General features: G+C 57.0%; 11 protein-coding genes. 3 read left to right on the top strand and 8 right to left on the bottom strand.

Annotated elements, in window-relative coordinates; translation table 11 throughout:
- The 3 genes from H6B31_RS14595 to H6B31_RS14585 all read left to right on the top strand — a co-directional run.
- The coding region (locus tag H6B31_RS14595; RefSeq protein WP_204899170.1) for a hypothetical protein at window positions 1–199 on the top strand (199 nt) is incomplete at its 5' end.
- Window positions 200–297: 98 nt separating this feature from the next.
- Window positions 298–474: a hypothetical protein gene (locus H6B31_RS14590; RefSeq protein WP_162609455.1), complete on the top strand. Its 177-nt coding sequence runs from the start codon at window positions 298–300 to the stop codon at window positions 472–474.
- An 82-nt stretch (window positions 475–556) separates the two neighbouring features.
- The gene (locus tag H6B31_RS14585; protein WP_204899169.1) at window positions 557–2,206 is read left to right on the top strand and encodes a recombinase family protein; all 1,650 of its coding nucleotides are present in this window, start codon (window positions 557–559) and stop codon (window positions 2,204–2,206) included.
- 156 nt (window positions 2,207–2,362) lie between these two features.
- Here the strand turns inward: H6B31_RS14585 and H6B31_RS17745 are convergent, their stop codons facing one another.
- The 8 genes from H6B31_RS17745 to H6B31_RS14545 all read right to left on the bottom strand — a co-directional run.
- Window positions 2,363–3,241: a BRCT domain-containing protein gene (locus H6B31_RS17745; protein WP_204899168.1), complete on the bottom strand. Its 879-nt coding sequence runs from the start codon at window positions 3,239–3,241 to the stop codon at window positions 2,363–2,365.
- A gap of 17 nt (window positions 3,242–3,258) precedes the next feature.
- Window positions 3,259–4,365 carry an SPASM domain-containing protein gene (locus tag H6B31_RS17740; RefSeq protein ID WP_204899167.1) on the bottom strand — a complete coding sequence of 369 codons (1,107 nt, stop codon included), beginning with the start codon at window positions 4,363–4,365 and terminating at the stop codon, window positions 3,259–3,261.
- A gap of 215 nt (window positions 4,366–4,580) precedes the next feature.
- Window positions 4,581–5,066, bottom strand: coding sequence for an HIRAN domain-containing protein (locus tag H6B31_RS14570; RefSeq protein WP_204899166.1), 486 nt, complete (start codon window positions 5,064–5,066; stop codon window positions 4,581–4,583).
- 11 nt (window positions 5,067–5,077) lie between these two features.
- The gene (locus tag H6B31_RS14565; RefSeq protein WP_204899165.1) at window positions 5,078–8,017 is read right to left on the bottom strand and encodes a DNA-directed RNA polymerase subunit alpha C-terminal domain-containing protein; all 2,940 of its coding nucleotides are present in this window, start codon (window positions 8,015–8,017) and stop codon (window positions 5,078–5,080) included.
- 11 nt (window positions 8,018–8,028) lie between these two features.
- Window positions 8,029–9,750, bottom strand: coding sequence for a Swt1 family HEPN domain-containing protein (locus tag H6B31_RS14560; RefSeq protein WP_204899164.1), 1,722 nt, complete (start codon window positions 9,748–9,750; stop codon window positions 8,029–8,031).
- Between the two features lie 253 nt (window positions 9,751–10,003).
- The gene (locus H6B31_RS14555; protein ID WP_204899163.1) at window positions 10,004–12,046 is read right to left on the bottom strand and encodes an ATP-dependent helicase; all 2,043 of its coding nucleotides are present in this window, start codon (window positions 12,044–12,046) and stop codon (window positions 10,004–10,006) included.
- A 1-nt stretch (window position 12,047) separates the two neighbouring features.
- Window positions 12,048–13,319: a 3'-5' exonuclease family protein gene (locus tag H6B31_RS14550; protein WP_204899162.1), complete on the bottom strand. Its 1,272-nt coding sequence runs from the start codon at window positions 13,317–13,319 to the stop codon at window positions 12,048–12,050.
- Between the two features lie 18 nt (window positions 13,320–13,337).
- Window positions 13,338–15,395 (bottom strand): leucine-rich repeat domain-containing protein (locus H6B31_RS14545; RefSeq protein ID WP_204899161.1); only part of this gene is annotated, 2,058 nt, incomplete at its 5' end.

The following is a 15,395-nucleotide window of genomic DNA, read 5'->3' as shown; positions in this document are numbered from 1 at the left end:
ATTTCTGAATTTAGTGCAAGTACCAGTTGACCATTCCGCTCATATACGGTACACTGGTTTTGCTTTTTCTTTGTCTTCACAAACTAAGAATAAAGCAACGAGCGAGATTTGGAAACCATTTCGGGCTCCAAACCTCGCTCGTTTTTATGGGCTCTTTTTGCAACGAACCCATCCGCAAGAAAGTTCGAATATGCCATAAAACCAGAAGACCGCTTTTGATGAAATCACCAAAAGCGCTGCCCAGCAAGGTTTGGCAACGTTGCCGAACCTTCCCGACCAGAGATGGAGGAAACGAAAATGTCAGAAGAAGCGAAAGATGATGTTCGACAGGTAACCGTGGAACGCCTTCAGCGCTCCCATGGGCGGCTCATCCAGGTGGTGTCCGTGTTCCCGGTACAGGGCAGCGCCACCCCGGAGGATAAGCTGAAAGCCCTCATCGATCTGGACGCACAGCAGGGAAAGCTGTGCGCCTAAAGGGCTGGACATTCCCCAGACTTTGGGGTATTGTGTAGGCGCGATGTGCTGAAACGGTTTGACGAGAAAAAAGGAGGGCTGTATGAAACAGTCAAACCAGAATGAGATCACCGCCCTGTACTGCCGTCTCAGCCAGGATGACGGGGCGGACGGAGAGTCCAACAGCATCCAGAACCAGCGAAATATCCTGGAGCGGTACGCACGGGAGCACCGCTTTCCCAACCCCCGCTTTTATGTGGATGACGGCTATTCCGGGGGCAGCTTCAACCGCCCTGGCTTCCAGCAGATGATGACGGATATGGAAAACGGGAAGATCCGCACCATCATCACCAAGGACTTGTCCCGGCTGGGACGTAACCAGCTCCACACGGGGCTGTACATTGAGGAGCGGTTCCCCATGTTCGGCGTCCGCTACATCGCCATCAACGACAATGTGGACACCGACCGGAGTGAGAGCACGGAGCTGATGCCCTTCAAGAACTTGTTTAATGAGTGGTTCATCCGGGACACCAGCCGGAAGATCCGGGCGGTGCAGCGGGCCAAGGCGGAGCGCGGGGAGCGGCTGGGTACCAGAGCGCCCTACGGCTACCGCAAGGACGAGCAGGACCGCAAGAAGCTGGTGGTGGACGAGGAGGCCGCCGCCGTGGTGCGGCGCATCTTCGCCCTGTGCGCCGCCGGGCAGGGACCCAGCCAGATCGCCCGGCTGCTAAAGCGGGAGCAGGTACTGTGCCCCACGACCTACGCTTACAAAACCTTTGGCGTCGCCCATAGCAGTCTGAATTTGAATGACCCCTATGGGTGGTCTGACAGTACGATCGCCAACATGCTGGAGAATGAGATTTACCTGGGCAACACCATTAACCTCCGGTACAGCACCCGTTCCTACAAGGACAAGCGGAAAATTGAACATCCCAGAGAAGAGTGCATGGTGCTGGAAAATACCCACCCCGCCCTGGTAAGTCAGGAGGTCTGGGACATCGTTCAGCGGGTGCGCCAGCACAAACGGCGGCCTACCAAGATGGACGAGCAGAACAAGTATTCCGGGCTGGTGGTGTGCGCCGACTGCGGGAGTACCATGGTACTCCACCGCGCCCATACCATGAGCCGGTCTTACAACCACTTCACCTGCCGGACTTACAAGAAGGACGGCACCCTCTGCACCGCCCACTATATCCGGGAGTGCATACTGGATGACGTGGTCCTGGAGGATCTGCGGCGGGTGACAGCAATGGCCAGGGAACACACCCAGGAGTTTGCCGCATACATCAGCAGCAGGCAGTCTGCGGAGATCCGCAAAGAGGCGCGCGGGTTGGAACGGGAACTGACTGCTATGAAGAAGCGGAGCAGGGAGCTGGACAGCATCTTCAAGCGGCTCTATGAGGACAGCGTCCTGGGGCGGATCACAGCGGAGCAGTTCCAGACGCTCTCCGGCAGCTACACCCAGGAGATGGAAGTGCTGAACAGGGCCATCCCGGAAAAGGAAACTACCATCCAGAAGCTGCGGGAGCAGGTGTCCGGCACCGACCACTTTATCTCTCTGGCAAAGCGGTACACGGACATCCAGGAGCTGACGCCGGAGATGCTGCGGCTGTTCATTCAAAAGATCGTGGTCCACGAAAAGGACGTGAAGTGGAGCAAGCACGCTCAGCAGACGGTGGAGATCCACTACAACGACATTGGCTGCGTGGAACTCACCCAGCCGGAAGTTCAGTCCAGCACCACGGGTGCGTGAGACAAAAAGAAGTCCCCGGCAGATACTGCCGTAGCAATATCTGCCGGGGGTTCAGACACCTGCAAAGTTACCCCTGTCAGGGGGAACCAAATCCTGTCCTCTCTTTGGGAGTCCGCTGTTTCTTCTCACTCCAGAGTAAACACGTCCGAGTGCGTACTATTCACCACGTTCCAGAGCCTGGAACAGGTCCTCCTCCCGGATGATCTTTATATTCTTTCCCTTGGTATTTTGCTGTTCTACATGCTCGATCTTTCTCGCTCCAAAGTCTCCCAAATCTCCGATCACCAGATATGTGGTCTTTCCGCTGACGGACCCGGTGGCTCTGCCGCCCTTTTCCACGATCAGCGCCTGAATCTTCTCCCGGTCATCGCCGCAGTGCCAGAAACGCCCCGTCAGCACAAAGGTGCTGCCCGACACAACCACACAGTCCACCTGGTCAAAGGGCCGGCCCATCTGCCGCTCCAGCGCATTACGCCCTGGCCCCCGGTATAAAAAGTCATCGGACCCCTGTGCGCTTTCTAAGCTGCTTTGGTCGGAGCTGTCGGGATCTTCGAGCGCCATGGGCGCCAGCCTGTTTTCTGCGCTGCTTTGACTGGAGCTCTTTTCCGTAATGGTGCCGTCCTTGTTCCGTTTAAAATGATACGATCTTTCACGGTCCTCGTCGTCCACCTCGAACTCACCATAGCTGCTGTCCTCAAACTCCCATTTCACCGAGTGGACAGAATCGGTCAGCTCCTTCTTTCTTTGGCGGAGCTCCTGGCACATGGCATGGAGATCTTCCCAATCCCTGTTAAAATAGCTGAGGCCGTCGATCAATGCGTCGATCAGTTCGTCCAAGCGTTCAGGCGGACATTCCCACGCGTCCGCCATTTCCTCTTCATAGATGGACACCCGGCTGCCACTCACCGACAACTCGTGATTGTATTTATCCGCCTGATACGCCTTGAGCAAGTCGGCCAGCTTCTTGCTCTGAATGGTGATCACCACCGAGCTGTAACTGCTGGAATTGGTTACAAAGTCGCTCCTAATTTTCACTCTGATCTCCTCCTTTTCTATCGCGGTTTCTCAGCTTCCTTCTCACTGGGCGGCGCTGTCCGTTCCGCCCGGCTGCAGAATACGATCTCCGGCATCAGGGGGCAGCCCCCCAGACACAGCTCCCGCTGCCTGCATTCCGGGCACGCGCCGCTCAAATGGGCCCGGAAACGCCAAAAGGTCTCGCTGTTCCAGGCATCCTGAATACCCATGCCGGGGCCCAGCTGGACCTGGTACTGATGTCCCTGATCAAAGCTGCAGGGGGTCATCCGCAAATCCGGACCGATATAGCAGCTAAACCGCCCCGCCTCGCAGGGATCCAGGGACTCCGACAGAATATCATGGCAGAATTGCAGCGTCCCAGGGACGTTGCAGGAGTCCAGCCCCACCTTAAAGGAGTGCCGCTCCTCCAGCGCCAGGAAAAACGCCCTGGTACGCGGGTCGTCCACCGACAGCACGTTGTCCCGAGTCCCCTGTCCTGCCGGCTTATGCAGCAGAAAAATGACCGCGTTAATGCCTTTGGGAAAGTCCTGCTCCCGCAGGCGGCGGATGGCCTCATCCACGCTGTTGCGTCCCAGAACATAGTGGATGTTGGTGCGCACACCCGCATCCAGCAGCATATGAATGGCCCGCAGGGTGTAGTCATTGCGATACCAGCTCACCGCCACCGCGCCGCAGTACCGTGCGCACAGCTCCACGGCCTTATCCGTCAGTCCGAAGCCCGACGTTGTAAAATTGGGGACAATTTCATGCTCCCGGCATAGGGATAAAATCTCTCCAAAGTGCTCGTGCATATCCGGGTCTCCCCGGCCGCCCAGAGCGAACTGGTTCACCTTGCCGCTGCACTGCAGAACGATCTCCGAAAAATCCTCCAGGGTCATGTTGGGAGCCTCGATATCCCGGCCGCTTTGATAACAGCCAATCCCGGCCTTGGCGCACAGCCCGGTGCGCCCGTGGGCGCAGTGCCCCATAATGCCCACGTCGATCAGGTGCGGGAACGATGCCATAAACGGGTCTTTTCCCGTGTCTCGTCCGTGTTCGATGATACCGGTGCGGACATAGGCTCCGTTCTCATCATCAAATACAGAAATAAAGGAATATTTCTGATCTACTCTGGTATGTCTCACAGCATCTTTCCCACCTGTTCAAAAAACAGGCGCTGCCTCCTTTCTGTTCCAAATCATCCACATTCATGTGAGGATATTATAAGTGAAAATACCCAAGAAGTCTATACGATGCAGCTTGTATAGTGTTTGACATGCCTACATCTCTTACCGCCACAGCAAAAAAGGGAGGACAGGAACCCCTGTCCTCCCTTTGGAACCCATCGGCGAGATGCGTCCTATTCTGCTGTAATGCGGCAGCGCAGCTCCACGAACAGCACCGCCTGCCGGGCGTAGCGGCTGCGCCTGGAGAGGGGCTCCACAAAGCTGACGCGGGCGGAGAGAAACGTGAGATGCCCGCTGTCGTACAGGGGCGCGATGGCGTTGCAAAGCTCCGCCGGCATGTTCCCCACGTCCCGCTGCTTCCGGGTCAGCAGCCGGAAATTGTTGGCGTTGAATTTATTCTCCGGCTCCCGGACCACCCAAATCTCGTCCCCCAGCTTTACGGATTCAATCTGCTCCGTCCGCCCCTCATACCGGGTGCCCCTGGCCTCAAAGCGGAGGGTCAGGATCCCGGCCTCTTCGTCGTACTGTCCGTCGGACTGCTCCAGATATTCCATCTTTCCCGGCTCAAAATAGTCCGGTCCCACCGTGGCGGAGAGCTGATTGCGCCCATGGAGCGCCTGGGCCTGGGCCAGAAGGTGGTCCAACTGCTCTTGAAACACTGCCAGTCACCTCACATTTCATCCAATTCCTGATAGTACAGATCCGCGTTGGCGTACAGACGGTCCAGAATCCGGTCATAGTAGACCTCGGTATTCTGAACTTTATAAATCAGATCCCACTTGTCATCCACATGGCAGCCATAGGTGCGGGAGAGCTGGGACATCAGCTCATAGACATCCACTTTGTCCTGAGCCCGGATCAGCGACACCAGGAACGACTTGATGGTGACGTCAGCCGAGCCTTTGTAGAATACAATATTGCCGAACACGCGGCTGTAGGAGAACCGGCTGTCAGAGAGCAGCAGATTGGCATAAAACCAGTCGGAAAATCCGTATTCCTCCAGCTTTGAGGCAAACCCCTCCTCCCGCAGGGACTGGATGGTGAAATAGGCGCCGTCATCCGTAACGCTGTAGACCTTCCGGCAGAAGGAGCGGAGCATCTCCCGGGTGATCCCGGAACGCTCCAGCTTCCGGAGCTGGATGATCCGATTGGGCTCCAGCTCCACTACGCTCAGATCCCGCTTCAGTTCCTGGAGGGTCTGATAAAATTGCTGGACCCCGACAAAGCGGCTGTGGATGGCAGACAGATCCATCACGTCCTCGCGGGTCAGCAGCGCCGTGAAATACTCCTCCAAAGAGGCGTAGTGCTGCAGCACATAGTTGGAGAACACGGAAAATCCCATGGCCTTTAAATTGTACGGGTTCACTTCCTCCAGATCCGCGTCCGGATACATCTCCCGGTAGAGGTCCCGGACCTCATCCAGATAGTAGAAGTCCCCGGTCAGGCGGTTTTGAAGTGCCGAGCGTCTCTCATCGGGCATGACCTTCTGGTCGACGGTGTAGTAGCCCTGGTGATAAAATTTTGCAAAAGGGGTTAAATAGTTCATGGCGACCGTAGTGGGATCGTAGCCATATTCCCGGTGCACCAGTTCCGCCAGGTCCGCCGTACTGATGGGAGCATTTTCCACCAGAAGCCGGAAAATGGCGGCGTCCCGGTCAAAGTTGCCGAATTTGAGCTCCGGCATGCGGCCAAAGCTGAGGTTCGGGTAATCCTTCTGGGGGACGATCTTCCGCAGAAGATTGTGCAGCTCATACTGATCCCGGATATCATATTTTTTCATGACCTCCGGGTAGGTCTCCATAAATTTCAGCGTGGACAGTTCAACATTTTGATACGCGTTCAGCTTCAGAGTTTCCAGCAGCTCTTCGTAATCCCGCCCGTCCACGTCGTAGTACCGGAGCTGCTCGTTCTGCTTCCAGAGCAGGAAGCGGGCCTCGGACAGGCGGTTTTTCCGGCTTCGGTAGACTGCCGGAGTGTAGTACACATCCTCGTCATAGGCCACCTCTTCCTCCTCCAGAAATTCATTGTACCGCTGGACGAATTCATCAAAGGAGATGTCCTCTCTGCAGAATTTCTCCGCCACGATCTCTTCCAGGTCTGCGCGCTTTTTATTCACCCATTTGCCGTCGATGTACAGTCTGTTTCGGTTGAGATAGGTCTTGATTTTCAGCCGGAGGCTGATGCCCAAGCGCGGATTGTCCAGCGCCGCCTTGAGCTCCTTGCTGCCCCGCTTCACGCCATTGAGCTCCAGGTAATTCCACACAGCGGCGGGCACGCCCAGCCAGTCGCCAGCCTCCTTTTTGTCAAAATTGTAGTCTTCGTAGAGGCAGCGGTAGTAGTCTTCATCAAACAAATCCACTCCGGTCTCCGCGCAGTGTACGGAGCGGACCTTTGCGGCTCCCTTCTCGACGACCTGCCGCACACGCTCTCTGGTCACTCCGTTCTCCTGGGCAATCGCCTCTAAGGTGCCCCCCTGAAGGCGCTTGCGGAGAAAGTCTCGGCTGCGGGCGTCGAGATTCGGACAGACCTCCAGATAATCGTGGAAGCTCTCATAGACCCGGTAGCAGCGGAAATCCACATATTCCAGCTTCTTGGCCGCTAGAAGGCCTCCGATCAGCGCCTTGAGGCGCGCCTGTGTGACCGCTTCCGGAAGGTCCAGGCGCTTCGTGATGTCAGCCAGGCTCAGGCCAAGAAACGGGGCGTCCCGATAGAGGTCCAAAATTCTTTTCTGAAGCAGGCTGTCGTCCCAGAGCACGGAGTCGTCTCCCGCGCAGAAGGCAGCCAGTCTCTCCCCGTGCTCCTTCCAGTACACCTCCATGGCGTCAAGAATCTCCTCGATGGATTTGGTCCCAAGGGATGGAATCTGATTCAGGTCCTCCCGTCTGACAAACACAAGGTCGCTCATACGGCTGTATCCCTCCTGCAGCAGCCGGTTTTGAGGCCGTTTGGACAGACCCATGGCCTGGATATCCCGATCATTGGCCTTCACATAGCGGAGGATGGCGTCATGCTGCTCCGGCATGAGGAGCAGCTGCGTCACACGCTCCCCTCTGGACGGGGCAGCCGCCTTCGTTTTCTCCGCAGCATACGCCAAAATTTCCTCTGCGTGCTCGCTGATGTATCTCCGGGTCAGTTTTTCGATTTCCGACGCCGATTCCCCGTCCATCCTGGGGATCTGCAGGAGCTCCTCCAGGGTGAGGAAGACGATCTCATGCAGTTCCTCATAGCCCTGGAGCATCAGATGATTGAATGCCCTGGCGGACAACAGCTCCAGCTCGTCAATGCGGCTTCCTTTCTCCTTGAGATATTCGGTAACCAGCGCCCGATGGGATGCATCCGCAAGCCAAGTCCGGAAATCCACATAGTCCGAGGAAGACGCCGGAGAGGACGCATCGGCTTCCGGCCAGCCGCCCTCGCCCGCGCCCTTGTATGCCTCAAGTTTCTCCAAAATCTCCTCCACGGACTTCTTTCCCAAGTTTTTTCCCGCAGAGAGCGTCTCCTCGGTATATCCCAGCAGGTCCCCCACGCTGTGCACTCCCATGCGGTGCAGCGCGTTCCGGGAACGTGCGGACAGTCCGAGCTCATCGATGGACATTTGCTCTATCTTCATGGCGGAACCTCTTATCTTGTCAGGAGCTTCTGGAAGCTCTTCACGATTTTTTCCAGCTCGTCCAGCTCTGCCTTCAAGTTCTCCTTTTCCTCGGAATCCATCTTTCCAAACAGGCGGGAATCCACTTCCATCATCAGAGCAATGCTCTTTGTCACATTTTCCACCGGCATGCTCTTGAGCTGCTTCGCCCTGGAGCGCCGAAGCGCCTTCTCCATGGACATCTGCAGCTCCTCGGTCAGCTGAGAATTCTCCGCCGCAAAGCGGTCCACATCCTGCTTGGAGCGGATCTCCACGGCGGCATATCGCTCGGAAATGGCGCGGCTCCACCTCTGCTGATCTTCAAAATAGAACTCATACGTGCCGCTTTTCACCAGTCCCTTGATATCCCGGATGAATTTTCTCTGGTCCGGGATGGCCTTCATCATGGCGTTGTTGAATACGATGGTCTTCAGCTGCCTGCGTTCTTCCCCGTCCAGCTTTTTCAGCGGAGCAAGCATCTCCTGAAACAGGCTGTACACCTGGTACTCCCTCGCAATGTGGTACTGCTCCGGCAGCTTGAGATAGGCGAGAAACTCGCGGATCAGCTCCACCACCTCAATGCGCTTTTTTACCTCGGAGAGGGGTTCGTCCGCGGTGGAAGCGTACTCCCCCGCCGTCAGCAGCCCGGTCTGCACCACATCCCGGTATGTACCCAGAGCATAGTCGATGAGATCGTACTCCACCTTTTTCCGCTCGCCGTGCTGGACCGCCAGTTCCAGAAGCTTGATCTGCTTTTTGTCCTCCTGGATATCCACGTCCATGAGCACGGTCTCAAAATAGGCCGGGGCCCCGGTCTCCCGCTGAATCCGCCGCAGGCAGGTCAGGCGCCGGTTGCCGTCTACCACGCGCCCGTCCGCCAGGGTCACGCCGGGGGTGGTCTGTCCGCATACAGAGATGTTCTTCTGATCCTTTTGGATCATCTCCGGGTTGCTCTGGTAGATGAATTCCTCGATCACCTGGTTGTAGCGCTCCCGGTCCAGCTTTTTCAGACCGCCGGAGCCGTGCTCGGCCTCATAGCGGGAAATCCAGGTGGCAATGCGGTCGTTCTGGTCGTTGAAATACAGCGCATCCAGGCGCACCCGATAGACCGGGTACACCACCGTTTTCCCGCCGTAAGTCACCTTTCGGGTCAGGACGGTCCTCTGCACCACATCCGTGTCCACCTTCTGCAGAAGGCTGCCCTCCAAAAGTTCCCCCCGTCTGGAAAGGGACTCCGGCTGCTCTGCGCCTACATAGGATATGACCGCATGCTCCCCTCTGGCGCGTATATCCTGATACAGCTCCCGGATTTCACCGGCGCTCTCCTCGTCGATTGCCCGGCACAGAAGCGCCATGGTGTCCAGCGCGCGCTCCGCTTCCGGCTGCTCCATGTCCTGCGTCCCCAGGTGCGCCACCCTGTTCCGCACCCCCATCAGCTCTTTGGCCCAGGTGCGGCAATTCTGCGGGAGGCAATGGCGGAAAACATCGCCCCACTTCCGGTCCACCAGCCGGAGGCAGTTGGCAATATCCAGGGAATCCAGGAGCTCCCCGTATGTCCCTTCCCAGGGCAGATCTTTTGGTTCTGAAAGGGCGGAGCGCACCTCCGCCCACCACCCATCCCGATAGACCTTGCGTAATGTCTGCCCAAGATACCCGGACAGGGCATTCAACAGAATCCGGAATCCCTTATGGACCAGTTCATAGTTTTCCCCCATAAGACGCCCATTCCTCTCTCATTCTAAAATCAGAAATTTCTGCCTGCAAAGGCAGTTATTTTTATGATCCCGCGTGCTTTTCTCCGTCCCGCTGTCTCCACAGCGAACAGAACCGCCGGAACGGATACCTGAAATTTATTATAATGATTTTTATTCCACTTGCAAGAGAGGATCATCCGTATGCCTGTTCCCAATATTTCGACTTGAACAATCGGAATCAACCGGGAAATCTGCCTGATATCCGTCCGTTGCATTAGATCGGCACATTGTATTCTCTGGCGTAGCGAAGGATCTCTGCCGGACTGGCCCGGCGGATGTCATCCGCTTCCAGGAACATCCCCTTCAGGCCGGAGAAGGCTCCCGCATAGACTTTCTCCAGGATCAACTTCCTCACCTGGGCAATGTCTATGTCGTACAGGGCGATGTTCAAATCGTCGCGGTCAATGTCCTTGAGAGATAGGGCGCTGGACTGGGCGGCTTCCGCCACAAATTTGGACAGCGGCTTTTCCTGGGTGCCGAACAAGTACAGCTTTCGTTTCGCCCGCGTCACCGCCACATAAAAGAGCTTCCGCTCGTCGTCTATATCCGATGCATACTGGTCCTTGTTCTCCTCAAATCTCCCGCCCAGGACATGCCAGTACTTCCTGCCGCCCTGCCTGCGTCCGGGGAACTCCCCCTTTTGCAGGTTGGGGAGGAACACCGTGTCAAATTCCAGGCCCTTGGACTTGTGGACGGTCATGAGCTGAACCGCGTCGGGCGCGGTATTCGCCTGTTGGAAGTTGTGATACTTGTACTCCTCTGCGGCCCGGGTTTCCAGAAAGCGGAGCACACCCGCGTTCCGTGCGGACAGCTGCTGATCCCCGTAGATGGTATCGTAGTCGTCCAAAATGGTACACACGCCCTCCAGGTCGTCGCTGCGGACGGCCCAGTCCGGGGCCTCCCCATCCAGGAACTGGATTTTCTCTGCGAATTCCCGCAGGACCTGACTGAGCGGGCAGCGCCGGCTGTCTCCCCCGCTCCGCGCTATTTTTCTCAGGTACCGGAAGCCGGCATTGAGGCGCTCCCCCTCCGCGCATCCGCTCCAGCAGGCGGCAAGGGCTGGCTTGTCCACATCATGCAGGATGGAGAGGGTCTGGACCAACCGGTGAAAATAGTTTCCCTCAAAAAACTGTTTTGCGCTGTCCGTGTAGTAAGGGATCCCCCCACGGCGCAGATACTCTCCGATGGAGTCGATACACTTCCCCTTTCGTACCAGAATCGCGATCTCTGAATAGGGGACCCCCTGACCGTGGCGGCGCGTGATCTCCTCCGCGATGGCATCGTATTGCAGGCCTTCTGTGTAAAAGCTCTGGGCCAGACACGCATCCCGTTCCGAGGCGCTCTGGGCCCGCATCCGCTTTTCCAGGCGGCGGCCGTTGTTGCGGATCACCGTGTCAGCCACGTCTACGATCTCCGGCGCGCAGCGGAAGTTGTCCTCCAGACGGATCTGCACCACGTCGGGATACCGCTTCGAAAATCCGATCATATTCTCCGCGTTGCTCCCTCGGAACTGGTAAATGGTCTGGTCGTCATCTCCCACCACGCAGAGGTTGGCACCGGCGCGGGCAAAGCAGGCGATGAGCTTCTCCTGAAGATCGTCCACGTCCTGGTACTCATCCACCACCAGATACCGGACGGTTTTTAAATCGTCCTGAAGGGCCGGCTCTGTCTCAATAGCGTGCAGCGTCTCCAGAATCAGCAGGGAAAAATCCAGGTAGCCGTGCTCATACAGGGATGTGCGGTACTGTTCAAAGACCTCCCACTGCTCCTGCGTCCAGAGGACGCGGCTGTCGTAGTCATCCACCATTTTCTCCATGCACTCCAGAAACAGCCGGATATCATTGGGCCCTCCCGTCAGGCCCAGCCGCTCTCTTCCGCACGAACTGCCGTAGCGGTGCACAAAAAGGTGGGTTTTCACCGTATCCAGTACCTGAAAGTCCCGGAATTTCTCGCTGCAGCGGTCCAAAAGCTGCTTGCAGAAGGCGTGGATGGTCCCCACGTACATCCCATCGGCCCCGCCGGCGGTGAGACCGTCCTGTTCCAGCACCTTCTGAATCCGCTCCTTCATGGAGTTTCCAGCCTTGTTGGTGAAGGTGAAGGCCACGATGTGCTCCGGCCTCACATCCGGCTTTTTCTTCAGAATGTACGCAATGCGCCGGGTAATGACCTCCGTTTTTCCAGATCCGGCGCAGGCGATCAGCTGGAGATTGTGGTCGATGGTCTCCACCGCCCGCTGCTGTTCCCGTGTCAGTTCCATGTCAGCCCTCCAACTCCTGCAGGGCCGTGTAGATCCGAACATTAGCGCGGGCCCGGTCCTCCGCGTCCGCTCCCTCGGGGATCTGGAAGTGCTGCAGCAGGAATTCCCGGGTATTGTGCTCCATATCAAATTCCTCGGAGACATCTGCGGCGTAATCCAGCAGGTCCAGGAAGGGATTTGGGATCTCTTTCAGGCCGGTGTACCGGGCCGCCCGGGAGATCAACTTCCCCTGGTTGCCCAGGGCCTGGGTGGACACCAGCACATCATCCTGTGCAAAGTCAAAAAAGCGCCTCATGACCAGGTCCACATCGTCCGCGCTCTCCACCGCCTCCAGGTCCACCCCCGGCAGGTTGCCCAGGATTTTTTTCCATCCCATCGCTTTCCATGGCCGGATCAGGCTTTGGAATGCCTCCGTTGGAAGGCCCTCCCGCACGCGGACGGCGGCGATTTGGAACAGATCTTTTGCAGGAGCCGTATAGCTGGGCACCTCCTCGCACCAGAATGCGCAGTAGTTCTCCAAAACTCCGCCATCCCACTCCTCGATGGGCTGAAACTCGTCCTCCGGCACCTTTTTCGGCGGCAGGGTGATTCTGGGGTGGGGGATTCCCTTCTCCTCCAGAATGTGGGCCAGATTTCTCCGCCGGGCCTCGGTGGCGGGCCAGTAGGGCTTTTTCGTGCGGTAGCGTTCCAGATCCGTGCAGAGCCGCTCATATACCCTGGGAAAGGACTCGGCGCTCAAGTTGAGAAAGCGCCCCTGGGTCCCGGACACCCGCATTCTCTCCGCCGCCTCCGCCGCCTGATCGTACTCGGCCACAAACCCATAATATTGGGCGGCGTCCTGGTACAGCTCCGCACTCAGGCCGTCTGTTTTCAGCAGCTCATCGCACCACTTCCGGGGCTTGACAAAGTCGTTGCGCGCATAGCTCCGTAGCAGGTCGTGGACGACCCACTGCCGCCGCCAGTCCCAGGCCGGGTGGCTGCCCAGGTAGACCAGGGCCTCCGACTCAAACTCCGGATTCCGAAGCACGGCGTCGTACCGGCAGCGGCTGAACGCCGCCTCCTCCCCGCTGAAAAGCGCAAGCAGCTCCGGAATGCAGGCGCGGCCATCCTTGGGGTCCTCAAACTGCCGCATGTAGGCCCGTACAAATTCGTTCTCACAGGTCTCCTCTTTATAGCAAAGGATCTCCGTCACCACCCGATCCAGGGTATCCGGGTCATGGCAGGCCTGACAGAGACAGCTCTGGGCCTCCCGCCCGCAATTCAAACATTTCATGGGGATCAAACTTCCTTTCTATTCTTCCATGGTCTGGAAGGGAATACTGTTTTTCTTTGCGTACTGCTCTGCATAGCTGCCCACCGGGGCGTGGATGACCAAGTTAGGACAGTCCTGGAAGGTATTCTTGCCAATGTTGGTTACCCGCTTGGGGATGGTAATGCTGGTCAGCGTCTGACAATTTGAGAATGCCCTCTCGCCGATTTTAGTCACGCTGTCTGGCATGGCGATGTCGGTCAGCCCTATACAGCTGCTAAATGCGTAGTCGCCGATCTGAGTCACTGTTTCCGAGAGGCGGACCGTGGTGATCTGTCGGCGCTGTTCTGCTCGGACCGCAGTCAGTCGGCTTCTCGTCGGACTGAATGCGTAGCTGCCGATCGCTGTCACATGGTCCTTGCCAATGGCGGTGGGGACCACCACGTCGGTCTCGCTGCCCTTATAGTCCAGAAGACAAATTCCACCCTTCAGATTTTTTTCATACTTCCATTCTTTTTTAGCCTCCGTAGCCGTCAGCACGCCAGTTATCAGGGACTCCATCTCCTGTTGCATTTTCCGCTCCACCAGCTTCTTCAGCTCTCCTTGCTCGAACTGCTTGTTCTGATAGTCCAGCAGCATGGCGAACGCCTCCGCGTTCCCATGGGCAGAGACCTGATCCATCAGCTCCGTAAAGCTCCCTTTAGGGACCATCTTTTCCACCAGCATCACATGCAGCAGCGGAGTAAACTCCAGGGCGATGGGGTAAAGCTTCTTTTTCTGGCTCTTGATGTATTTCAGACAGTCGGCCCGGTATTCCTCCGGAAGCTCTGCCCCGGCAGTATAGCGCAGGGCAAAGCCCTTCGCGGCTGCCTGCTTATAGGCCGGGATGGAAAAATCCGACATCAAAAACTGTTCCGCCACGATCGTGAGTTCACTGTCCGGAAACGCTTCTTTTCCAATCTCTGGTTTTCCCAGCAAGATAATCTCCCGCAGCGCGGTACAACCTTCAAATGCACTGTCACCGATATTAGTTACACTCTCTGGGATGGTGACCTGAGTCAGGCCAGTGCAGCCTTCAAAGGTACGGCGACCGATCTCGGCTATACCCTCTGAAATCGTAATCTGCGTCAAGCCGGTGCAGCGCGAAAAGACACGGTCGCCAATCTTGGTTACACGCTCCGGGATAGTGACCTGTGTCAAGCCCGCACAGCACGCAAAGGCACACCAGTCGATATTGGTTACCCTCGCCGGGATGGTCACATTGTCCAGGCTCTTGCAGCCAGAGAAGGCATTATTGCCGATCGATGTCACCCCTGCCGGAATGGTCACACTGGTCAGACCCGTACAGTTAAGAAAGGCAAACTCACCAATCTTCGTTACCCCCTCCGGGATAGTCACGTTGGTCAGACCCGTACACCCCGCAAAGACATACCCGTTGATATAGGTCACCCCCGCCGGGATGGTCACATTGGTCAGGCTCTTGCAGCCAGAGAAAGCCCACTTGCCGATACTGGTAACATTCTCCGAAATGGTCACACTAGTCAGCCCCATGCAGCCTTCAAAGGCACTCCAGCCGATCTCCGTCACCTCCTCTGGGATGGTTACACTGGTCAGACCCGTGCATCCAAGGAAGGCACCCCCACCGATCTTCGTCACTCCCTTCGGGATGGTTACGTTAGTCAACCCCGTACAGCGACAGAATGCTTCCCTGCCAATCTCCGTCACTCCCTCCGGGATAGTCACACTGATCAAGCTTTTGCAGTCAGAGAAAGAGTAATCACAAAGCCGTTCGGTTCCTTCTTTTATAATCGCGCTAGCGAGGGATTTTTTACATGCTATTACGCACCGCCCTGCGTAAACGGCGCCTTGTTCTTCCTTCCGTTGTTCTAGCCAGGGTGTCTCTTGGAATGCGTATTCCCCAATCTCGTTCACGCTATTCGGAATAGAAACGCTGGTCAGACTCGTGCAGCCATAGAAGGCACTCCTGCCGATCGATGCCACTCCTTCTGGGATGGTCACACTGGTCAGACCCGTACAGTTAAGAAAGGCAAACTCACCAATCTTCGTTACCCCCTCCGGGATAGTCACGTTGGTCAGACC

The sequence above is a fragment of the Pseudoflavonifractor capillosus genome (assembly GCF_016899775.1).
Taxonomy (GTDB): Bacteria; Bacillota; Clostridia; order Oscillospirales; family Oscillospiraceae; genus Lawsonibacter.
The sequence above is the reverse complement of the archived record's forward strand: the minus strand, read 5'-3'. Positions and strand labels throughout refer to the sequence as shown.

Bases quoted from the DNA above. Each gene is read 5' to 3' on its own strand.
- H6B31_RS14565 (WP_204899165.1), bottom strand. From the start codon at position 8,017: ATGAAGATAGAGCAAATGTCCATCGATGAGCTCGGACTGTCCGCACGT.
- H6B31_RS14555 (WP_204899163.1), bottom strand. From the start codon at position 12,046: ATGGAACTGACACGGGAACAGCAGCGGGCGGTGGAGACCATCGACCAC.
- H6B31_RS14560 (WP_204899164.1), bottom strand. From the start codon at position 9,750: ATGGGGGAAAACTATGAACTGGTCCATAAGGGATTCCGGATTCTGTTG.
- H6B31_RS14590 (WP_162609455.1), top strand. From the start codon at position 298: ATGTCAGAAGAAGCGAAAGATGATGTTCGACAGGTAACCGTGGAACGC.
- H6B31_RS14550 (WP_204899162.1), bottom strand. From the start codon at position 13,319: ATGAAATGTTTGAATTGCGGGCGGGAGGCCCAGAGCTGTCTCTGTCAG.
- H6B31_RS14585 (WP_204899169.1), top strand. From the start codon at position 557: ATGAAACAGTCAAACCAGAATGAGATCACCGCCCTGTACTGCCGTCTC.